The organism is Micromonospora zingiberis, assembly GCF_004331455.1.
Classification (GTDB): Bacteria; Actinomycetota; Actinomycetes; order Mycobacteriales; family Micromonosporaceae; genus Micromonospora; species Micromonospora zingiberis.
This window is the reverse complement of sequence record NZ_SJJR01000002.1, coordinates 397670-419491: the sequence shown is the minus strand read 5'-3', so window position 1 is coordinate 419491 and position 21822 is coordinate 397670. Positions and strand designations below refer to the sequence as shown.

The following is a 21822-nucleotide window of genomic DNA, read 5'->3' as shown; positions in this document are numbered from 1 at the left end:
CTCTGCCCACTGGCCGACCCACGCCGGGTCGACCGTTGGCCTGCCGGATTCCTCCCCGTCGCGGTACCGGCCCGCGTCGGCCTGTCATATTTGACACCAGCCATCCTCGGCGCCAGGCATTTTCGACACCAGGCATCCTTGATGCCGGCATCCTCGATGCCAGGCACCGCTGATGCCGAGCAGCTCTGCTGCCAGGCAGCGCTGCTGGGCAGCATCGACGCCGAGCAGCTCTCGAACCGAGTCGGGCAGGAAAGGACGGGCCTCCGCCATTCTTGCCGATGCCGCCGACAACAACGCCAGGAGATACCCGCCGGTGACCGAGACGCACGCCACAATTCCACCGGGCGCGCCGGTGTTCCCGCCCGGCCGGTACGGCCGACGCCGTGAGCCGGGCCGCCGCCGGCCGCTGTTGACCGGGCTCCTGGTGATCGTCGTGGCGGCCGCGCTCACCGCGATCTCCGTCCGGCTCTACCAGCAGTACGGAGACCCCGCGTACGACGTGCAGGTGATCACCTACACCGACATCACGGACCACCAGGTGATGATCGACTTCCGGGTGAACCTGCCGGACGGCGGATCGGCGGTGTGCCTGCTGCGCGCCCGCGATGTCGCCGGTGCCGAGGTGGCCCGCGAGGAGGTGTCGGTGACCGCGGTCGAGGGGCAACGGCAGGTCACCGTCCGGCACCGGCTGGCCACCAGCGGGCGTCCCTTCATCGGTGAAGTCATCCGCTGCCGACCGCCCGGCTGAGGCCGTCGGACCCACCGGGTCCACCAAGGTACGCGACGTGATCGCCGACACTCCTTGTCGTACGGCACTGGTAACTTAAAGGTTCACCTGTCAGCCAGCACGCAGAACCGAGGAGGACCGCCTGTGTCCAATGGCAACGAGGCGCCCGCCACCTGGCTGTCCCAGGACGCGTACGACCGCCTGAAGGCCGAGCTCGACGAGTTGATCGCCAACCGGCCGATCATCGCCGCCGAGATCAACGCCCGGCGCGAGGAAGGCGACCTGCGCGAGAACGGCGGCTACCACGCCGCCCGTGAGGAGCAGGGCAAGGCCGAGGGGCGCATCCTCTACCTCAAGGAGCTGCTCCGCACGGCCCAGGTCGGCGAGGCGCCGACCGCCGACGCCGTGGCGCCCGGGATGGTCGTGACGATCTACTTCGACGACGATGCCGACGACACAGAGACATTCCTGCTCGGCTCGCGCGAGATCGCCTCGACCACCGACCTCACCGTCTACAGCCCGGAGTCGGCGCTCGGCCGGGCGATCCTGGGCGGCAAGGCCGGACAGACCTGCACCTACACCGCGCCCAGCGGCGCTGACATCAAGGTGACCGTGGTCAGTTTCGAGCCGTTCTCCGGCTGAGTCGTCCCGGCGTTCGCGACCGCCGGCACCCGCGCAGAGGCGTGGCACCGCAACGGTGTCACGCCTCTGGCGCGATGGTCACCTGATAACCGCTGGCCCGCAAGGCACTGATCAACGTGTCGGAGTGCTCGACGCCCCGGGTTTCCACCGACAACGCCACCTCGACCTCCCCGAGCCGCAGATGCGGGTTGGCCCGCTGGTGCACCACGTCGACCACGTTGGCCCGATGCTCGGCGATCTGACTGAGCAGCGAGGCGAGTTGCCCCGGCCGGTCCGAGCAGCGCACGGTGATCCGCAGGTAACGGCCGGCCGCCGCCAGGCCGTGTTCGATGACCCGCAGCATCAGCAGCGGATCGATGTTGCCGCCGGAGAGCACGGCCACCACCGGGGCCTGCACCTCGACGGCACCGGCCAGCAGAGCGGCCACCCCCGCGGCGCCGGCCGGCTCCACCACCTGCTTGCCGCGCTCCAAAAGCATCAGCAGCGCCCGCGAGATGTCCTCCTCGGTCACCGTGACGACCTCGTCCACCAGCTTGCGGACATGGGCGAAGGTGATCTCGCCGGGTCGGCCCACCGCGATGCCGTCGGCGATGGTGGCGAAGGCGGGCAGGCGTACCGGCTCACCGGCCACCAGCGACGGCGGGAAGGCAGCCGCACCGGCCGCCTGCACTCCGATCACCCGCACGTCCGGGCGCAGTGCCTTGGCCGCCACCGCCACCCCGGAGATCAGTCCACCGCCGCCGACCCCGGTGACGATCGTCTTCACCTCGGGGCACTGCTCCAGGATCTCCAACGCCACCGTGCCCTGCCCGGCGATCACGTCCGGGTGGTCGAACGGATGGATCAGGACCGCACCGGTCCGTTCGGCGTACGTCTGCGCCGCGACGAGGGACTCGTCGACCGTGGCGCCCACCAGCTCGACCTGTGCGCCGTACCCCTTGGTGGCCGCGACCTTCGGTAGCGGCGCGTTCACCGGCATGAACACGGTGGCCTGGGTGCCGACCAGCCCGGCGGCCAACGCCACCCCCTGGGCGTGGTTGCCGGCGCTGGCCGCGACCACCCCTCGGGCCCGTTCCGGCGCGGACAGCCGCGAGATCCGCACGTACGCGCCCCGCACCTTGTACGACCCCGCCCGCTGCATGTTCTCGCACTTGAGCCAGGCCGGCCCGCCGAGCGCGGCGCTCAGCGGACGGCAGGGCTCCAGTGGGGTGGTGCGGGTGACGCCGGCGATGAGTTCCCGCGCTGCTCGCACGTCGTCCAGGCTGACAAGTTCCGTCATGCCCCGATCGTGCCACCCGGCCCGCCGGCAGCCGGCGGCGCCTGGATCGGTGCGGCGGGTGGCGCCGGAACAACCGGCGGGGCGGCGACGGGCACACCCGGCGCCGGGTGCCCGCCCCCGGCCGGTCCCGGGCTCGCCAGCATCGCGGCGGCGGGCCCGGCCGGACCGGCGGCGCCGGTCAGGGTCATGCCGGGCAGGATCGGTCCGGCGGCCCCACCGCGCCCGATCCGGGCGGTCTGCGCCACCGAGACCCGGTGGATCAGCACGATCAGCGACACCCCGGCGACCAGGCAGACCAGCGCGGGGAGCAGATAGGCCACCGTGCTGGAGGAGTAGTGGTCGGCGTACGCCTGGAAGTCGGCCGAGGTCTGCGGGTACGGCAGCGAGTCGTACTCGGCGACGGCGGACCGGGTGGCGATCCGATCGGTGAGCAGGAACGCCAGCCAGGTGCCCCACCAGAGGTGCACCAGCCAGGGGGTGCCGAACCGCCAGAGGCTGTCCCGGGCGACGTTGGCCATCACCCGGTGCGGCAGCACGAGGTTGACGAACGGCACCAGCCATCCGGCGATCGCCCACTTGGCCGAGAGGGTCGGGCCGGCGCCCGGGAAGGCGTCCAGGTTCTTGCGCGCCCGCCAGGTCCAGATGATGACGAGTACGACGGCGGCCAGGATCGCCACCTGGTAGAGCAGCGCCGCCCCCAACTCCAGCAGGCCCGCGGTGAGCAGGAACGCCTCGCCGTCGACGGAGTCCACGGCCCGTTCGGCGAGCAGCGCGTTGACCGGCTGCACCGCCACGGTCAACAGCAGGAACAGCACCGTCGCGGCGACGGCGACCGAGGCGGCACGTCCGACCCCCCACACCGCGCGCACCTGGACGTCGGGCCGCAGCGCGGGCGAGCCGACCGGGGTGAAACAGGTCTCGCACTCCGGCATGCGGGCGTCCACGTCGGCGTGGCAGGTCTGGCAGCGCATCATCGAATCTCTCCAGGTGATCGGCACCGGGAGCGTAGATGATCAGGCGCTGGCCGGCGACCCCGTTCCGACCCGGGGGTAGCCGGGTGCGTGCCGAGGCCACGGGGCCTCCATCTCGAACTGTCCGGCGACGCCGAGCAGCAGCAGTTCCGAGCCGGGCGGGCCGACCAGTTGCACGGCCAGCGGCAACCCGTCCGGGCGGCGACCCACCGGCACCACCAGGGCCGGCAGTCCGGCGATGTTCCAGGGTGCGGCGTACGGGGCGTACCGGATGTTGGCCAGCATGTTGGTCTGCCAGGACCGGGCCGACCAGTTGGTGGCCGGCGGCGGCGCGGCGGCCAGTGCGGGGGTGAGCAGCAGGTCCACCGAGTGGTCGGTGAAGAACCCGATGGAGCGTTCGCGCCAGGCCAGCCGGTCGGCCTCCCGGACGTACCCGCGTCGCCACGCCCACTCGCCGAACGCGACGTGCCGCCGGCTGCGGCGTTGCAGGCTGCGGCGGTCGACCCCGGCGGCCCGGACGTCGGCCGCGGCGGCGGCGAACCAGGTGGCGATGCCCTGCAACCCGAGGGCCGTGGGGTAGACCGGGTCGGCGGGCACGGTGTCGTGCCCGGCCATGGCGAGCAGCCGACCGGCGGCGGTGACGGCGTCCCGGTTCGGCGCGTCGGGTGAGACGCCACGCACCGGCGAGCGCAGCGACACGCCGACCCGCAGGCGCTGCGGCGGGACCAGCTTCTCCTGGGCGCGGCCGGCGAGCACCTGGAAGCCCACCGCCGCGTCGGCGACGGTGGTGCTGAGCATGCCGTGCTCGGCCAGCCCGAACCAGTCCTCGGCACCGAGCTGGCAGGGCACCACGCCCCGGCCCGGCTTGAGGCCGACCAGACCGCAGCACGCCGCCGGGATGCGGATCGACCCCAGGCCGTCGTTGCCGTGTGCGATCGGCACCAGCCCGGCCGCCACGGCCGCCGCCGCGCCACCGGACGAGCCGCCCGGGGTCCGGTCCAGGTCCCACGGGTTGCGGGTGACCGCGGTGGCGTCGTCGGTCGCCGCCCAGAGGCCCAGCTCGGGCATTCGGGTCACCCCGAGGATCACCGCGCCGGCGCCGCGCAACCTGCGGACCACCTCGTGGTCGGCCTCGGCCACGGTGGTACGCACTGCGGCGGAGCCGTTCCAGGTGGGCATGCCGGCCACCGGAGTGTTCTCCTTCACCGCCACCGGAACCCCGGCCAGCGGCAGGTTGGCCAGATCCTCCTGCTCGTCGACCTTCTCCGCCTCGGTGACCGCCTCCCCGCCACGCACCGTACGGAACGCGGCGAGGTCGGCGTCGGCCTTGGCGATGTGGTCGAGATGGTCGGCCAGCACCTGGGTGGCGGAGACATCTCCCCGGCGTACGCCCCGGGCGATCTGTTTGGCGGTCGCCCCCACCCAGGTCGGCATGATGTCCTGCACGGCCACCCTCCCCAGCCAGCGGTCAGCCCAACGCCTGCTCCAGATCGGCGAGCAGGTCTTCGACCGTCTCGATGCCGACAGACAGTCTCACGAGATCGCCGGGAACTTCAAGCGGCGAGCCGGCAGCGCTCGCGTGTGTCATCCGGCCCGGGTGCTCGATCAGGGATTCCACCCCGCCGAGCGACTCGGCGAGTACGAAAAGCTTGGCCCGGTTGCAGATCTCGACGGCGTGCTCCTCGCCACCGGCGGCCCGGAACGAGATCATCCCGCCGAACCGGCGCATCTGCTTGGCCGCCACCTCGTGACCAGGGTGCGTGGGCAGACCCGGGTAGAGCACCTGGCCGACCTTGGCGTGCCCGTCCAGGTACGCGGCGATCCGCTCGGCGTTGTCGCAGTGCCGGTCCATCCGTACGCCGAGGGTCTTGATCCCGCGCAGGGTGAGCCAGGCGTCGAACGGTCCGTTCACCGCGCCCATCGCGTTCTGGTGGTAGCGCAGTTCCTCGCCGAGCCCGGCGTCGGCGGCGACCAGCGCCCCACCGACCACGTCGGAGTGCCCGCCGACGTACTTGGTGGTGGAGTGCACCACCACGTCCGCGCCGAGCGCGATCGGCTGCTGGAGGTACGGCGAGGCGAAGGTGTTGTCGACCACCAGCAGCGCTCCGGCGTCGTGCGCCACGGCGGCGAGGGTGGCGATGTCGGCGATGCCGAGCAGCGGGTTGGTCGGCGTCTCCACCCAAACGATCTTGGTGGTGCCCGGCCGGATCGCGGCCCGCACGGCGTCCGGGTCGGAGACCTTCGCCGGGGTGTACGCCAGCCCCCACCGCTGCGCCACCTTCGCGAAGAGCCGATAGGTGCCGCCGTACGCGTCGTCGGGGATGACCACGTGGTCACCCGGAGCGCAGGCGGTACGCAGCAGGGTGTCCTCGGCGGCCAGGCCGCTGGCGAAGGCCAGGCCGACCGGCCCACCCTCCAGCGCGGCCAGGCACTCCTGGAGCGCGTCCCGGGTCGGGTTGCCGGAGCGGCTGTACTCGTAACCCAGCCGGGGCGCGCCGACCGCATCCTGGGCGTACGTGCTGGTCTGGTAAATCGGTGGGATCACCGCGCCGGTGCGGGCCTCCGGGTCCTGACCGGCGTGAATGGCGAGTGTGTCGAAGCCGTGGTTCATTACGCAGACGTTAGTCCTCCAGTCCGTCCCAGGCTCTGGAACCCGGCCGAGCGGGGGAACCGGACGTCATCCCCGACGGCCTCCGCAAACCAGTGCTGCCCGGGTCCGGTCCGTGCCGGCCCGCAGCGCCTAACCTGGGCGCGTGGCGGGGTGTGTGTTCTGCGGGATCGTGGCCGGTGAAGTGCCGGCGTTCCGGGTGGTCGACGAGCCGGACGGAGTGGCGTTCCTGGACACCCGGCCGGTGTTCAAGGGGCACCTGCTGGTGGTGCCCCGCACCCACCTGGTCACCCTGGCCGACCTGCCGCCGGAGTCGCTGGCCGGTTACTTCGGGCTGGTCCGCCGGCTCGCCATCGCGGTCGAGGCCGGGTTGGAGGCGGGCGGCACCTTCGTGGCGATGAACAACAAGGTGTCCCAGTCCGTGCCGCACCTGCACACCCACGTGGTGCCCCGGACCAAGGGCGACGGCCTGCGCGGCTTCTTCTGGCCACGTACCCGCTACGCCGACGACGCCGAAGCCGCCTCCTACGCCGACCGGATCCGCACCGCCCTCTCCACGCCGACCTGACCTCGGAGTTGATCGCCCGTAGCGTCACGGCGAACATCCACCGCTTCGTGATACCGGCCGTCGCCGACGCGGCGCACCTCGTCCCCCTACCGGCCCTCGCGAGCGAAGACCTCTCGGAGGCAGCCCTGCGCGTCGCCGCGAGCCGTGGACGGCTGCGGGCGGTCAAGGGTGACGATGGCGCGTGGCGGAGCAGTCGGAGCTGGGTCGACGAGTACGCGCGGACGCGTTGGCGGCAGGATCGGGCCTGACCGGCGACGGGGCGGGTAAGGAAGTGGGGTCCGCCGGTGTTGTTCGCGGGGAAGGGTACGAAAGGAGTCCCATCGTGTTCCTCCGCCGCATGAAGGCCGAGATGATCTCTCCCGACCAGGCGCTGCCCGGTCGTCCGATCGCGATGCCGGTTGCCGACCGGCACGAGGTGCTCGGCACCCCGCTGAAGGGCCCGTTCCCCGAGGGTTCACAGGTCGCGGTCTTCGGTATGGGGTGTTTCTGGGGGGCCGAGCGGCTGTTCTGGACCCTCCCGGGCGTATTCACCACCTCGGTCGGTTACGCGGGTGGTTACACCCAGAATCCGACCTACGAGGAGGTCTGTTCCGGGATGACCGGACACACCGAGGCGGTCCAGGTGGTCTACGACCCCTCGACGATCAGCTACGAGGACCTGCTGAAGGTCTTCTGGGAGAACCACGACCCGACCCAGGGCATGCGCCAGGGCAACGACGTGGGCACCCAGTACCGGTCGACCATCTACGCCACCACCGACGAGCAGCTCGCGACGGCCGAGGCGTCCCGCGACGCGTTCGCGCCGATCGTGGCCCGCGCCGGTAAGGGCGAGATCACCACGGAGATCGGCCGGCTCGGCGACTACTACTTCGCCGAGGACTATCACCAGCAGTACCTGGCACCGACGAAGAACCCGAACGGCTACTGCAACCACGGCCCGAACGGGTTGAGCTGCCCGGTCGGCGTGGCGCGCACCGCCGGCTGACCAGCAGCAGCGGTCATCGGGGTCGGTCGTGGGAAACGGCCGGCCCCGAGTCGGATGATGGGGCCAGGAGTCGGTGCGCCGAGTCGGCCACGAACGTGGCACCCAGGACGGCCAACAGCGCCTTGACGGCATCGCCGTACCAGCGGTCCGGGAAGATGCTCCCGGCGAAGACCGCGGTGAAGACCACCAGCGCGAGCAGCACCCAGTAGCCGACGGTCAACCCGTTGCGCCACGTCCCGGACGACCTCGGCCGCTCCGGACCCACCAGATAGCGGACCAGGTACGCCAGCACGGCCAGCCACGCGTACGGCGACTGGACAGCGCGACCAGCCGCGTCCGGCCAGTCCGCACTCCCCCAGCGACTACTGACGATCAGCACCACGATCAGCAGCAGCAGACCGGCACCCACGGACAGCGCGCCGCGCCAGCCCCGGTGACGAAACCGGGGCTGGCGCGGCAGTTCCCGCCTGATCACTCAGCGCCGCCAGCGCTGCCACAACCTACGGCCGGCCTTGTACGCCCCACGGGCCACGCCGAACCCGGCGCCGTACGCCGTACCGTAGCCACCCCAGCTCGACGCCTGGTCAACACATCTGCCCCACTTCCGGGTGCGGTAGACACAGCTTCCGTAGCCCGCGACAGCGCCGGCGGCGCCACCACGGCCCGCCCACTTGGCCGAGTAGTCCCAGCTCCGCTTGCCCCATGCCTTGACCGAGGGCCAACGGGACTTGGCGGCCCGCCAACCGGCCTTCGCGCCACGCCAGGCCTGCTTGGCGACATACTTTCCGGCACGCGCGCACCACCCCTTCGACACCCGGCACGCGGTCCACACGGCCCGCCCGAGGAGCACCAGGCCAGCGATGATCGGGACGGCCTTGCCATCGAGATCTTCCTGGTTGATCGGGTCGGCACAGGTGTAGTCGTAGGGGTTGCAGCTTCCACCGGGTACGGGGTCGACCTGGAGGAAACGACCGGTGACGGTGTTGTAGAGGCGTACCCCCATGAGCACCATGCCGGACGGGGTGTCGGCCGCCCGTTGTTTGGCACCGAGCCAGCCGTACCGCTGGTTGCCGGCGTCCGCGGCGTTACGCGGGGTGCCGTACTCGGTGGCCTCGCTGGTGCGGGAGAGACCCTCGTCGTCACCCTCGATCGCCGCGACCAGGTCACCGTGCAGGTTGGCGAGCTGCCAGTCGACCTGCCCGCTCTCGCTGTCGAACGTGCCGGCCACACCGGAGATGCCGGCGACCGGTCGGGTGAACCGTTCGTCCGTCTCCTGTGTCCAGGACGGGCGGTCATCGTCGCCATCATAGTGGTGCACCGACTGCACCACCTCGCCGCTGCTGTTGTCGGTCCACGACCGAATCCGCTCACCGGTCACGTCGAGGGCGTAGTCGGTGGTTCGGCCATCCTGGGTGATGCTGTCGACCAGGTTGGTCGAGTGGTACGCGATCGTCACGTTTCCGCCGGCCGAGGTCGCGCTGTCGACCGCCGGCACCGTGGTGGTACGACCGAGGGCGTCGTAGCCGTAGCCGGCGGTGTTCACCCGGTCGGCGGTGTCGTACGTCCAACTCCTCGACCACGCCGACGTCGTGCTCTGGCAGGTGCCGTCGGCACCCGGACCGTACTCGGTGACCGAGGTGCGGTTGGCCGACGTGCTGAACCCGTACGACCGGGTGGTGCACTGGCCGCCGACGGTGTCCCGGACCGAGGTGAGCCGGCCCGCCTGGTCGTAGCTGTAGCTCTGCTCGGACAGCGTCGACGCGCGTTCCCGCCACTGGCCGTGCACCGACTCGATGACGCTCTCGGTGTAGAGGGTGCAGTCGTCGGCGGCACAGCCCGGCTTGACGTAGGTCAGGCCGACCTGGGTGCCGGTCTCGTCGGTCTCGTTGGTCACCTGCACCCCGTTGGCCCAGGTCTCCGTGACCACGTTGCCGTCTACGTCGTAGCTGCCGGTGAAGGTGCCGGCCTGCGAATCGGTGATGGAGGTGACCAGGCCGCGCCGCTCGCTACCGCCGTCGTAGGTGTGCGTCCGGGTGGCCTTGCCGTCGTTGCTGGTCGCCACCCGGCCGAGCAGGTCGTACGTGGTGGTGGAGGTGACCCCGTCGGCATCGGTGTAGGAGATCTGCCGGCCGAGGCTGTCGTGGACGGTGACGACCTGCGCGGTCGCCAGTCCACCGACGACGGACTGGACCCGGCTCAGCCGGCCGGTGGCCTGATCGTGGACGTTGCGGGTGATCGGGACCGCCGTGCCGAGCCCGGCCGCGACGGCCACGCTGGTCTCGTAGGTCCGTCCGGCGGCGTCGTACGTCGTGGTGGTGGTCCGCAGGGTCGCCGTGCTGGTCTTCTCGGTCACCACCCGGGTCTGCTGGTACATGTCGTAGGTGGTCACCAGGGCCGGCAGTTCCGGCCCGGAGGCAGCCTGCCCGCCCGGTTGCACCCGGCAGGGCAGGTTCGCCCATTCCGGCCGCAGGTCACACTCGGCGTGACCGGAGCCGGCGGTGGCCCGGTAGTAGACCGTCCGCCGGGTGGCCGGCGTGGTGGTGCTGGTGCCGCCGGCCGGCGAGGTGCTCGACGTGACCAGGCCGGTGATCGGGTCGTACGCCGTACGGGTGGCCTGCGCCAGCCCACCCGGGTCCACGGTCACCACCGTCGGCTGCCGTAGGCCCCAGTCGTACGCGGTGGTGGTGGTCCGGATGTCGGTGTCGACGTCCACTCCGTTCGCGTCCCGGGTGCGGACGCCCACATCCTCCTTCGTGATCAGGTGGTACGGCCCACCCGTGGTCGGCGCCCCCTGGTCGTAGCTGTTCATGGTGTGCTTACGCCCCCGCACGACCACGCCCGTGGGCAGCATGACGTCGTGCTCCGGCTCCATCGTGCTGGTGAGCCGCTGCCCGTCGGCGGAGTAGGTGTTGAGGGTGGAGCGGTTGCGGGCGAGCATGCTCTCCGCCGCCGCGTCGTCGGTCGTACTGGCGTTCAACGCGCGGGCCCGGTTGCCGGCGGTGAGGGTCCGCACGGTGTTGCCCCACTGGTCGTACCAGGTGGCGTTGAGGTGCCCGCCCGGCGTGGCGGTGTTCACCTCGCGGGCGTTGGCGTCCAGGTAGGTGACGGTGGCCCGCTCGTACGACGACGGCAGGGTGCCGGTGGCCGGATTGCCGGTCGGCACCTGGTTGGCCGGGAACACCGCCGTCGCGTCGGTGGGTGCCTCCGGCTGCGCCCACCGGCTGGTCTGCGCGGGCGACAGGTCGTACGGCGCACCGGCGCCGGTGAGCGGCACCTTGTAGACGACGGTCTGGGTCGCCGTCCCGGCGGCCAGCGCCGAGCGGGTCACCTTGTGCAGCCGGCCGGCACCCGGGTCGCCGGGGATGGTGGTGTAACTGAGCTGCCAGGGCTCCTCGGCCACCGGCTTCATGCTGCTGAGGATGCCGTCGGCGGTGTAGTCGTAGGTCTCCCGCAACTGCCGGGTGGTGCCGCCGTCGTTCCAGTCCAGCCGTGGATCCCACACTCCGCGCAGCCGGCCCGCGTTGTCGTACGCGTACCGGGCCATCGGCACCGTACGCATGGCCGGGGTGGCCAGGTCCGGGTCCCAGGCGGTGAACGCTATCTCCTTGACCCGGCCGGTGTAGTCACCCCAGCCCGTTTCGCCGGTGCCGGTCGCCGTGGTGGTGGTCGCGTAGGTGAAGGTCAACGCCCGGCAGCCCCGGGTCAGCGTGGCGCAGTTGACCCCGTCGGCCACCGGCGCCAGCATCCGGACCGGCCGGACCACCTCCTTACCGGCGACGGTGGCCTTCTCCCAGCCCAGCGTGGTGGTCTGGTTGCTGCCGGGCACCAGCACCGAGGTCGGGAAGTACTTGCCCGCCGCCGTGCCGGCGACCCGGGTGAAACTGACGTTGTTGCCGTCCTCGTCGATCAGGGCGTACGAGTCGCTGCCGCTGGCGTAGGAGAGCCGCAGGAACTCCATTCCGACCTCGGGGTCGAACGCGCTGGCGGTGCGCCTGGTGAACCCGATGGTGTCGCCGTCCGGCAGCCCCACCTGCACCAGCGACCCGTAGACGGTGAGCGACGTGTACGGCGCGTCCGCCTCCTCGACCGTCACGCCGGAGACCCAGCCGGGTCCGAACATGTTCGCCGTGTCCGCCTCGGCCGCCCGGCGGGAGTTGTACGACCGGGTCACCGTCAGGTCGGTGCCGTAGGAGTCCACCGAGACGTCGGTGTCCGACAGGCTGTAGTTGCCGGTGATCAGGTTGACGGAGCCGGGGCCGATCTCCTGCGATGCCGCCGACGCCTGGTCCCGGTCAAAGGTGATCTTCACCGGGCTGGACGTGCCGCCGGTGCCGCCGACGAACGTGCCGCGTACCTGCAACGGCCCGTTGCGGGGAATCGACTCCGCGTCGACCGCGGCGAGGGTGGCCTCGACGTCCCAGTTCAGTTTGGCGAAGTTGCCGCCGCCGGTGCTCGGCAGCGGCCAACTGACCGCGCCACCGCCGGCCGCGACCGTGACGTGGCCGGCCGGGACGGTCACCCAGGCGTCGGCGTCACCGCGCCGCCACTGGTAGGTCACCCCCGTGGCCGCCGCCTGGCCGATCCCGGTGAGCGCCACCTTCGCCGCCGTGATGTCGCCCTCCTTGGGCGAGGTCACCGCACCCGACCCGACGTTGAACGCGTACGTCCGGATCGCGGACTGGTTGCCGGCCCGGTCCCGGGAGCGCACGTACAGCGCCTGCGGCCCGTCGGTGGTGGGCGTGATCGAGACGGTGGCGTTGCCACCCACGCTGGCCGCGTTGACCGTCTGGTTCGGCGGGTTGACGTTGAGCCCGTACTCGTAGGCGGCCACGTCGGAGACGCCGGCCGCACCGAAGGTGAAGCTGCCGGCGGTGCCGACCGCGCCGGCCCACTGTCCCGCCGGGTACCCGGTCGAGGAGACCGTCGGCATCGCCGATGGCGCGACCGTGTCGATGATCATCGCGCAGTAGCCCGTCCACGGACCGTTCCCGCTGCCGTCGTTGCCCCGCGCCCGCCAGGAGTAGGTACTGCCCTCGGCGAAGGCGCCGGCCGGCACCGTGGTCGCCAGCCAGGAACCCGACGCACCGGGTCCGACGGTGGTGCCCCCGATCCGGGTGCCACCTCCGGTCAGCCACTCGAACTCGGCCCGCACCTGCGAACCCTCGGCGTCGGTGACCTGCGCCCGCAACTGCGGGGTCCGGGTGTTGACGTACGGGGTGCTCGTGCCGGTCGCGCAGGGCAGCGAGGGCACGGTCGCCCGCGCCGTCACCGTGGGCAGCGTCTGGTAGGTCAGCGTCACGTACGGGTCGTTGGCGCCCTCCATCGAGTGGAACCTCTTCCACCCCAGGTTGTCGGTCTCGGAGGCGGCCCGCAGTCCGATGTTGACGGTGCTACAGCAGGTCACACCGTTGGCCAGGTCGGCGAAGGCGGTGGTGACCGAGGCGTTGACCCGACCGGCGGCACACGAGGAGTTGTAGCCCTTGGTCGCGGTGGTGTAGCCCAGCCGCTTGATCCAGGTCGGCTGGTTCGTCCAGCGCGCGGAGGTGGTGACGTAGTTGGTCTGCCAGGTCTCCCACTGCCGCGCCGTGCACGACCAGGAGTGGTGGTTCCACAGGTACAGCGTCGCCGCCTGGACCTGCTTGCCCTGCAACCACTCCATGTTGTGGAAGCTGAGGAAGGAGCGGGCCTTCGTCGTACCGCCGTCGTAGGTGCCGAGCTTGAGCTCGGTGGCGGCGGACTGGTCGCTGGTGTAGCCGATCTGGACGAACGCGTCGTAGTTCGGCTTCAGCGTCACCGCTGGGTCGATGGTCACCGGGAAGGTGGTCGCCCTGTCCGTCAACCACGTCTCGTCGGGGGTCAGGGTCACCGCCAGGCGGCCGGCCTTGGCGACACCGACCCTCTTGCCGACCCGGGTCTGGCGCAGCCGCTCGCCGGAGCGCGGATCGACGCGCGCGTCCCACATCAGCGGCTCCGGTGACACCCCGACGGTTTCGCCGGAGCCGTCGCGGATCTCGAAGCCACCCTGGTCGTCGGCGACCGCCCTGAGTCCCTTGCCGCGCAGCGGCAACGAGACGGTGCGGACCTGCGCGACGGCTGCCCGGTTCTTCACCACGAGGTACTGCTCGAACCCGGTCCGGGTCGACTCGACCACCAGGTCCACCCCGGGACGCACCTCGGGGTAGGTGGCCCGGGTGCCGTCGACCTCGGGTGCCGGCAGGGCACCGGACCAGCCCAGCGACAGTTGGTCGCCGCCCCGGCCGACGGTCACCAGGTCGTGTTCGCCCGGCCCGGCCGCACCGGAGAGCCGGAGCCCGCTCGGGTGGACCTTGGCCCGGACCGACCCGTCCGGCTCCCGGGTCAGGTTGAAGTCGACCGCCTGCCAGGCGCCGGAGTCGTCGCGGATGCGGACCGGCCCCAGGTGGACCTCGGCTTCGATCCGCCCGTCGGGCAGTGCCCAGAACTCGGACGTCTCTGTCGTGAGCCCGCCGACGCGTACCTTCTGTCCGGTAAGTCGCGCGGTGTGGATCGCGGCGGCCTCGTCGGGTCGCTCCAACGGCTGTCCGGCCGTCGGCGCGGCTGGCGGGGCCGACTCTGGTGCGGGTGCGGCCTGCGCCGGCTGGGCGATCGCCCAGTCCGCCATGGTGGCGGCCAACACCACGGACAAGCCGACGGAGATCGTCCGTCGCAAGCCCGGCCCTGCCTTGGGTAGCAGGCGTGCGGGTGATCCGGGCACACCGGTATGACTACACACTGATCTCCCCCGTTCGCTAACCGTGATGATCAGACCGTACGGGCGTCAAGATCTCGATGCATCCCGATATCCACTATGGAATGTCGACCGTTCGGCGGATGCCGCCACGACGCCGGGGTGCATTCCCATCCTTCGATGCTGCGGTCGATTCTCCAGGCGCAACCGGAATTGCGGCATTCGTCACAGCGCGACTGGTCCGACGATTGGGGCAGCGGCGCTGATCAGGGCGCAAAATTCCCCCGGCCGCGAAGACCGAGTACGGGGCTTGATCGCGTGGGGCGCGGATTCTAGCAACGCTGTTACACGAACGTCATTGGCTCAACAGGCGAATCGCAACATCCTCTGGCAGCATGGTCTGGCATGTGCGGACTGGCTGGGGAATTCCGACGGGACGCGACGCGCGCCGATGTCGTCGCGGTGGAACGGATGGCCGCCACGATGTGCGACCGTGGGCCCGACGGCAGCGGAGTGTGGTCCAACGGCTCCGTCGCGCTCGGTCACCGGCGGCTGAAAATCATCGACCTGTCGGCGGCCAGCGGCCAGCCCATCGTCGATTCGGCCACCGGGCTGTCGGCCGTCTTCAACGGCTGCATCTACAACTACCGTGAGCTGCGCGCCGAACTGTCCGCCAAGGGCCACCAGTTCTTCTCCACCGGGGACAGCGAGGTGGTCGTCAAGGCGTACGCCGAGTGGGGGATCGACTTCGTCGACCACCTGATCGGGATGTTCGCCGTGGCGATCAACGAGCGGGACACCGGTCGCCTGGTGCTGGCCCGCGACCGGCTCGGCATCAAACCGCTCTACCTCGCCGAGTCGCCCGGCGTGGTGCGCTTCGCCAGCACGCTGCCCGCCCTGCTGGCCGCCGGCGACGTGGACACCACCATCGACCCGGTCGCCCTGGCGCACTACCTCAGCTTCCACAGCATCGTGCCGCCGCCGCGCACCATCCTGCGCGGCGTCAGCAAGCTGCCGCCGGCCACCGTCCGGGTCTACGAACCCGACGGCCGCAGTCACCAGCGGGTCTACTGGAACCCGTCGTTCCTCCGCCAGGTCGAGCACACCGACTGGTCGGAGAAGGACTGGCAGGACGCCCTGCTCGAATCGCTGACCACCGCAGTACGCCGGCGGATGGTCGCCGACGTGCCGGTCGGCGTACTGCTCTCCGGCGGCCTGGACTCCAGCCTGGTGGTCGCCCTGCTGGCCGGCGAGGGGCAGCGCGGGCTGTCCACCTTCTCGATCGGCTTCGACGCGGTCGGCGGCCGGGAGGGCGACGAGTTCCGCTACTCCGACGTGGTCGCCAAGACCTTCGACACCGACCATCACCAGATCCGGGTCGCCGCGCAGGACCTGGTCCCGCCGCTGGAAGCCGCCGTCGCGGCCATGAGCGAGCCCATGGTCAGCCACGACTGCGTGGCGTTCTACCTGCTCAGCCAGGAGGTGTCCCGGCACGTCAAGGTGGTGCAGTCCGGCCAGGGCGCCGACGAGATCCTCGGCGGCTACCACTGGTATCCGCCGCTGCACCGGGTCGACCGCGAGCAGGCCCTCGACACGTACGCCCGGGCCTTCTTCGACCGCGACGCGGCCGGCCTGGCCCAGGTGCTCAACCCCGACTGGCTCGCCGACGGGGACCCGGCGCGGGAGTTCGTCGCCGCGCACCTGGCGCAGCCCGGCGCGCAGACCGCCATCGACGCCGGCCTGCGCATCGACACGCAGATCATGCTCACCGACGACCCGGTCAAGCGGGTCGACAACATGACGATGGCGCACGGGCTGGAAGCCCGGGTGCCCTTCCTGGATCACGAGTTCGTGGAACTGGCCGCCGCCTGCCCGCCGGAGCTGAAGCTCGCCCAGGGCGGCAAGGGCGTGCTCAAGGAGATCGGCCGCCGGGTACTGCCGCACGAGGTCATCGACCGGCCGAAGGGCTACTTCCCGGTGCCGGGCCTCACCCACCTGGAGGGCAAGCTCCTCGACCGGGTACGCGACGCGCTGCACGCGCCCGAGGCCCGCCGGCGCGACCTGTTCCGCCCCGACTACGTCAACGCCCTGCTCGACGCGCCCAACGCCGAACTGACCCCGTTGAACGGAAACAAGCTGTGGCAACTCGGACTCCTGGAAATGTGGCTCCAGAGCCACGGAATCGACTGACCGTGACCGACACCCTGGCAACGGGGATAGCCCGGACCGACCGTGGCCGGGGCGCGGGACGGCGGTACGAACGGGTCGGGCCGGGCGGTGATCCGATCGCTGCGGGCGGCACCGACGCGGCCGACGACGACGAACGCCCGGGCAGTGCGGGCGTCATCCTCGACTGTGGTTGGGGTCGGCTGGTCTTCGGCCAGACCTTCACCGACCAGGCCGCCGTCGCCGACGTGCTGCGCTCCGAGGCGGCCGGCGCCCGGGACATCTGCATCTACCTGCGCGACCCGCATGTGCTGGTCTCCCGGTTGCCCGACGAGTTGTTCATCGACCCGTCGCTGACCTTCCGGCTGCCGCTCGGCGGCACCCGGCCCGGCCCGCGCAACGCCAACGGGACCGCCGAGGAGGCCGGCAGCGCCGACACCCCGGCCGCCACCGCCGGCCGTGGCGAGCTGCCCGGGGTACGCATCCGCCGGCTGCGCGACGCCGCCGACGCGGACGCGGTCAACCGGATCTACGCGGCCAACGGCATGGTCACCGCGCCGGTCGAGGTGCTGGTGGACAACGCCACCACCGACCGCTTCCTGCACCTGGTGGCGGAGGCGACCACCGGTGAGATCGTCGGCACCATCACCGGCATCGACCACGTGGCGGTCTTCGACGACCCGGAGCGGGGGGCCAGCCTCTGGTGCCTGACCGTCGACTTCAACCTGGCACCGCCGGGCACCGGCCAGGCGCTGATCACCGAGCTGGCCGCCCGGCTGGTCGCCCGGGGCCGGGCGTACGTCGACCTCTCCGTGCTCGCCGAGAACGTCGGCGCGATCCGGCTGTACGAGCGGCTCGGCTTCTACCGCACCGCGACGCTCTGCGTGAAGCGCAAGAACCCGATCAACGAGCGGCTGTTCCTGCCCGCCATGCCGACCGGGTACGACCGGCTCAACCCGTACGCGAAGATCGTCGCCGACGAGGCCATGCGCCGGGGCATCCGGGTGGAGGTGACCGACCCGGAGTGGGGTGAGCTGCGGCTGACCAGTGGTGGCCGGACGATCCTCACCCGGGAGTCGCTGTCCGAGCTGACCTCGGCGGTGGCGATGAGCCGCTGCGACGACAAGCGGGTCACCCGCCGGATCCTGGCCGAGGCCGGGCTGTCGGTGCCGCGCGGGCGCACCGCCACCGGTGCCGACGCCGACGCCGAGTTCCTGGCCGAGGTGGGCCAACTGGTGGTCAAGCCGGCCCGGGGCGAGCAGGGCAACGGCATCACGGTGGGCGTACGCACTCCCGAGGCGCTGGCCGCCGCGGTCGAGTTGGCCGCCCGGTACTGCCCGGACGTGCTGCTGGAGGAGCTGTGCACCGGTGAGGACCTGCGGGTGATCGTGATCGACCACGAGGTGGTCGCCGCCGCGGTCCGCCGTCCCGCCTCGATCACCGGCGACGGGGTGCACGACATCGCCGAGCTGATCGAGCGGCAGAGCCGCCGCCGGGCCGCCGCCACCGGTGGCGAGTCCCGTATCCCGCTGGACGACATGACCCGTGACGTGATCGCCGAGGCCGGGTACGAGCTGCCCGACGTACTGCCCGAGGGGCAGGTGCTGGCCGTACGGCGGACCGCGAACCTGCACACCGGGGGCACCATCCACGACGTCACCGGCGAGCTGCACCCGATGATCGCCGAGGCGTGCGTGGCCGCCAGCCGGGCGCTGGACATCCCGGTCACCGGCCTCGACCTGCTGGTACCGGCCCCGGACCAACCCGAGCACGTCTTCATCGAGGCCAACGAGCGGCCCGGGCTGGCCAACCACGAGCCGCAGCCGACCGCCGAACGCTTCGTGGATCTCCTTTTCCCCGGGACGCGGGCACCGCAACGGCTGTGGACCCCGGCGGGTGCGGCACCATCGGGGGCATGACCGTACGCAAGACCATTCCGCTGCCGATCGACCTGGAGTATCTCCGCCAGGTGCTGGTCGAGCTGCTGGACATTCCCAGCCCGTCCGGGCGTACCGACCACGTGCAGCAGTACGTCGGTGAGCGCCTGTCGGCGCTCGGCATCCCGTCGACACTGACCCGCCGGGGTGCGCTCAGCGCCTGCCTGCCCGGCCCCCGCGAGCACGGGGCGGACCGCGCGATCGTGGTGCACACCGACACCATCGGCGGGATGGTCAAGCAGCTCAAGGCGAACGGCCGGCTGGAGTTGAAGCCGATCGGCACGCACAGCGCCCGGTTCGCCGAGGGGGCACACGTACGGATCTTCACCGACGACCTGGAGCGGGTGATCACCGGCCAGGTACTGCCGCTGAAGGCCAGCGGCCACCGCTACAACGACGCGGTCGACGAGCAGGGCATCGGCTGGGAGCAGGTCGAGGTACGCGTCGACGAGCCGGTGGAGGACATCGACGGCCTGCGGGCGCTCGGCATCGACGCGGGCGACTTCGTGGCGTTCCTGCCCAACCCCACGGTCACGCCCAGCGGGTACGTCAAGTCCCGCCACCTGGACGACAAGGCCGGGGTCGCCGCGGTGCTCACCGCGATCAAGGCGATGGTCGACGCCGGAGTGAAGCCGGCGGTCACCGCGCACCTGCTGATCACCGTGACCGAGGAGATCGGCCACGGCGCCTCGCACGGCCTCGACCCGGACGTCGCCGAGATCGTCTCGGTGGACGCCGCAGTGGTCGCCCCCGGCCAGCAGTCCAGGGAGGACGCCGCCACCCTGGCCATGGGCGACGGCGTCGGCCCCTTCGACTACCACCTCACCCGCAACCTGGCCGCCATCGCCCGCGAACACGACGTGGACCTGGTCCGCGACGTCTTCGACTACTACCGCTCGGACGTGGCGGCGGCGGTGGAGGCCGGGGCGCACGCCCGGGTGGCCCTGCTCGGCTTCGGCGTGGACGCCACCCACGGCCATGAACGCACCCACCTGGAAGGGCTGCGCCAACTGACCCAACTGCTCTGTCTCTACCTCCAGAGCGACCTGGTGTTCCCGGAGTGGGACGCCGAGCCGGAGGGCGAACTGGCGGACTTCCCGTCCCTGGCGGTGCAGCCCGCCAACGAGGAGGGCCCCCGCGAGGGCCCGATCGGCATCGCCCCCGTCACCTAACCGTCGCCCCGCTCGGCCGGTCGGCCCACCTCGTCAGCATCAGGTTGGCCGGCCGGTGGGCCGAGGATCTGCTGGGTCAGGTTCGCCAGGCCGGTCGCGCCGACCAGCGCCACGACGGCCGCCGCACCCCAACCGCCGCCAGCCGCCATGACGGCGATCGTGCCAGCCGCCCGCCAGGCGACGCCGACCCCCGCATGGCCGCCGGGCTGCCGGGGCCGGTACAGATGTGATCGAAATCCGTTGCCGCTGGCCCCGGTGATGGATAGCGTGGCGGTACACGGGAAGGGAGGTGGTCCAGACTTGTATAGCAATCGGACTCGTGAGGTGGCTGTCCGCTAGCCGCTGTCCTCGACAGTGACCGTCTGTTCCCAGGCGGGCAGTAAGACGTCGTCGAGACCGTGTGGCAGCGGTGCGGCGAATCCACGACAAGCCACCCGACCCCCGGGGTGCCGACCCAGTCCAGTCGGCCCGCGTCCGCGCGGAAGCCCCGGGGGTCGCTTCATGCCCGGGTCGACCGGGCCGGCGCGGAAGGTCGACGTGTCCATGCGCGAGCTGGTGGTGCTCGGTACGGCCAGTCAGGCCCCGACCCGGGCACGCAACCACAACGGGTACGTGCTGCGCTGGGACGACGAGGTGATCCTCTTCGATCCGGGCGAGGGTAGCCAGCGACAACTGCTGCACACCACGGTCACCGCCACCGACCTGACCCGGATCTGTGTCACCCACTTCCACGGCGACCACTGCCTCGGCCTGCCCGGCACCATCCAGCGGCTCTCCCTGGACCGGGTGTCGCGCCCGGTGGCGGTGCACTTCCCGGCCGAGGGTGCCGAGTACTTCGCCCGACTGCGCCACGCCAGCTCCTTTTACGAGACCGCCGAGCTTGCCGTGACGCCGATCGAGGCGGACGGGCAGCGCATCCCGCTGCGCTGCGGCACGCTGGAGGCCCGCCGGCTGCGGCACCCGATCGACACGTACGGCTATCGGCTGGTGGAACCGGACAGCTACCGGATGTTGCCGCAGCGGCTGGCCGCGTACGGCATCGACGGGCCGGCCGTCGGCGAGTTGCAGCGCGTCGGCCACCTCGACCTCGACGGGCGGCGCGTCACCCGCGACGAGGTGAGCGTGCCCCGGCCCGGGCAGCGGTTCGCCTTCGTGATGGACACCGGCCTCTGCGACGGGGTGTACGCGCTGGCCGAGCACGCCGACCTGCTGGTGATCGAGGCCACCTTCCTGGAGTCGGAGGCCGCCCTCGCCGCCGAGGTCGGTCACCTCACCGCCGCCCAGGCCGCCCGGGTGGCGGCCGAGTCGGGGGTACGCCGGCTCGTGCTCACCCACTTCTCCCAGCGGTACGCCGGCCCGCGCCGCTTCGCCGACGAGGCCCGCGCCCACTTCGACGGCGACCTGGTGATCGCCGAAGATTTGACCACCGTGCAGGTCCCGCCCCGGCGGGTACCCTCGGCCGGGTGACTGTCACGCTGCGTGCCGCGACCATTGACGATCTGCTGGCGGTGGGCCGGCTGCACCAGCGTTCGCGGGTCGCCGCGTACTCGTCGTTCCTGCCGCCCGAGGCGCTGGCCGACCCGACGCCCGAGGCGATGGGCGAGTACTGGTCGATCCGGTGGGCCTACGAGCAGACCGACCACCGGATGACGGTGGCCGAGCGGGACGGCACGCTGGCCGGCTTCAGCTACCTCGGCCCGGACGACGAGGGCGACCCGGGGACCGGCCTCCTCAACGCCATCCACCTCGACCCGGCCGAACGCGGCCGGGGCGTCGGCCGGGAGCTGATGCTCGACGCGTTGGCTGCGATGCGGCAGCGAGGCTGGCAGCACGCGGTGCTCTGGGTGCTACGCGACAACGCCCACGCCCGCCGCTTCTACGAACGCGGCGGCTGGCGGTCGACCGGGGCGCAGCGCGACGAGCGAATCGGCAACGTGCACACCCCACAGCTGCGCTACACCCGCCCACTCTGACCCACTCCCCGTTCCCGCCCACTCGCCGCTCCCGCCCTGCTCACCCCCTTGCTCGCCACCCGCCACCTCCCTTGCGCCTCCTTTGCTC

At 71.5% G+C, this 21822-nt stretch carries 16 protein-coding genes; 9 read left to right on the top strand and 7 right to left on the bottom strand.

Going from position 1 to position 21822, the window contains the following annotated elements:
- Positions 1 to 313 precede the first annotated feature (313 nt).
- Positions 314 to 748: a DUF4307 domain-containing protein gene (locus E0H26_RS04940; RefSeq protein ID WP_131301253.1), complete on the top strand. Its 435-nt coding sequence runs from the start codon at positions 314 to 316 to the stop codon at positions 746 to 748.
- Positions 749 to 871: 123 nt separating this feature from the next.
- The gene (gene greA / locus E0H26_RS04935) at positions 872 to 1369 is read left to right on the top strand and encodes a transcription elongation factor GreA (protein WP_131301251.1); all 498 of its coding nucleotides are present in this window, start codon (positions 872 to 874) and stop codon (positions 1367 to 1369) included.
- A gap of 58 nt (positions 1370 to 1427) precedes the next feature.
- Here the strand turns inward: greA and ilvA are convergent, their stop codons facing one another.
- The 4 genes from ilvA to E0H26_RS04915 are packed head-to-tail and all read right to left on the bottom strand — an operon-like array spanning position 1428 to position 6230.
- On the bottom strand, positions 1428 to 2648 hold the full coding sequence (gene ilvA, locus E0H26_RS04930) for a threonine ammonia-lyase (protein ID WP_131301249.1): 1221 nt from the start codon (positions 2646 to 2648) through the stop codon (positions 1428 to 1430).
- Positions 2645 to 3622, bottom strand: coding sequence for a DUF4328 domain-containing protein (locus E0H26_RS04925; RefSeq protein WP_131301247.1), 978 nt, complete (start codon positions 3620 to 3622; stop codon positions 2645 to 2647). The genes ilvA and E0H26_RS04925 overlap by 4 nt, the downstream gene beginning before the upstream one ends.
- A gap of 39 nt (positions 3623 to 3661) precedes the next feature.
- A complete protein-coding gene (locus E0H26_RS04920; protein ID WP_131301245.1) occupies positions 3662 to 5071 on the bottom strand; it encodes an amidase in 1410 nt (469 codons plus the stop codon).
- 16 nt (positions 5072 to 5087) lie between these two features.
- Positions 5088 to 6230, bottom strand: a complete 1143-nt coding sequence (locus tag E0H26_RS04915) for a cystathionine gamma-synthase (RefSeq protein ID WP_131301243.1) — start codon at positions 6228 to 6230, stop codon at positions 5088 to 5090.
- 142 nt (positions 6231 to 6372) lie between these two features.
- Between E0H26_RS04915 and E0H26_RS04910 the strand changes: the two genes are divergently transcribed.
- Together E0H26_RS04910 and msrA are read left to right on the top strand one after the other, a co-directional pair.
- The gene (locus tag E0H26_RS04910; RefSeq protein WP_131301241.1) at positions 6373 to 6795 is read left to right on the top strand and encodes an HIT family protein; all 423 of its coding nucleotides are present in this window, start codon (positions 6373 to 6375) and stop codon (positions 6793 to 6795) included.
- 322 nt (positions 6796 to 7117) lie between these two features.
- On the top strand, positions 7118 to 7780 hold the full coding sequence (gene msrA / locus E0H26_RS04905) for a peptide-methionine (S)-S-oxide reductase MsrA (protein WP_131301239.1): 663 nt from the start codon (positions 7118 to 7120) through the stop codon (positions 7778 to 7780).
- A 13-nt stretch (positions 7781 to 7793) separates the two neighbouring features.
- Here the strand turns inward: msrA and E0H26_RS04900 are convergent, their stop codons facing one another.
- Positions 7794 to 8255, bottom strand: coding sequence for a hypothetical protein (locus E0H26_RS04900; protein ID WP_131301237.1), 462 nt, complete (start codon positions 8253 to 8255; stop codon positions 7794 to 7796).
- Positions 8256 to 14438, bottom strand: a complete 6183-nt coding sequence (locus E0H26_RS04895; RefSeq protein WP_240742020.1) for a DNRLRE domain-containing protein — start codon at positions 14436 to 14438, stop codon at positions 8256 to 8258.
- A 453-nt stretch (positions 14439 to 14891) separates the two neighbouring features.
- Here E0H26_RS04895 and E0H26_RS04890 point away from each other — a divergent pair, with 453 nt between their 5' ends.
- Genes E0H26_RS04890 through E0H26_RS04880 form a run of 3 tightly spaced genes read left to right on the top strand, consistent with a single transcriptional unit; the run spans position 14892 to position 19761 of the window.
- Positions 14892 to 16676: an N-acetylglutaminylglutamine amidotransferase gene (locus E0H26_RS04890; protein WP_131301233.1), complete on the top strand. Its 1785-nt coding sequence runs from the start codon at positions 14892 to 14894 to the stop codon at positions 16674 to 16676.
- 2 nt (positions 16677 to 16678) lie between these two features.
- Positions 16679 to 18571 carry an N-acetylglutaminylglutamine synthetase gene (ngg, locus tag E0H26_RS04885; protein WP_131301231.1) on the top strand — a complete coding sequence of 631 codons (1893 nt, stop codon included), beginning with the start codon at positions 16679 to 16681 and terminating at the stop codon, positions 18569 to 18571.
- Positions 18568 to 19761: an osmoprotectant NAGGN system M42 family peptidase gene (locus E0H26_RS04880; RefSeq protein ID WP_131301229.1), complete on the top strand. Its 1194-nt coding sequence runs from the start codon at positions 18568 to 18570 to the stop codon at positions 19759 to 19761. Before ngg ends, E0H26_RS04880 begins: the two co-directional genes overlap by 4 nt.
- On the opposite strand, the gene E0H26_RS29120 is transcribed toward E0H26_RS04880, so the two are convergent.
- Positions 19758 to 19910: a hypothetical protein gene (locus E0H26_RS29120; protein WP_165521759.1), complete on the bottom strand. Its 153-nt coding sequence runs from the start codon at positions 19908 to 19910 to the stop codon at positions 19758 to 19760. The two genes, E0H26_RS04880 and E0H26_RS29120, sit on opposite strands and share 4 nt — an antisense overlap.
- Positions 19911 to 20298: 388 nt before the next feature.
- Between E0H26_RS29120 and E0H26_RS04875 the strand changes: the two genes are divergently transcribed.
- Both E0H26_RS04875 and E0H26_RS04870 read left to right on the top strand, forming a co-directional pair.
- Positions 20299 to 21228 carry a ribonuclease Z gene (locus tag E0H26_RS04875; protein ID WP_131301468.1) on the top strand — a complete coding sequence of 310 codons (930 nt, stop codon included), beginning with the start codon at positions 20299 to 20301 and terminating at the stop codon, positions 21226 to 21228.
- Entirely contained in the window at positions 21225 to 21734 is a 510-nt protein-coding gene (locus E0H26_RS04870) for a GNAT family N-acetyltransferase (protein WP_131301227.1), read from the top strand. Before E0H26_RS04875 ends, E0H26_RS04870 begins: the two co-directional genes overlap by 4 nt.
- The last annotated feature ends 88 nt before the right edge of the window (positions 21735 to 21822 follow it).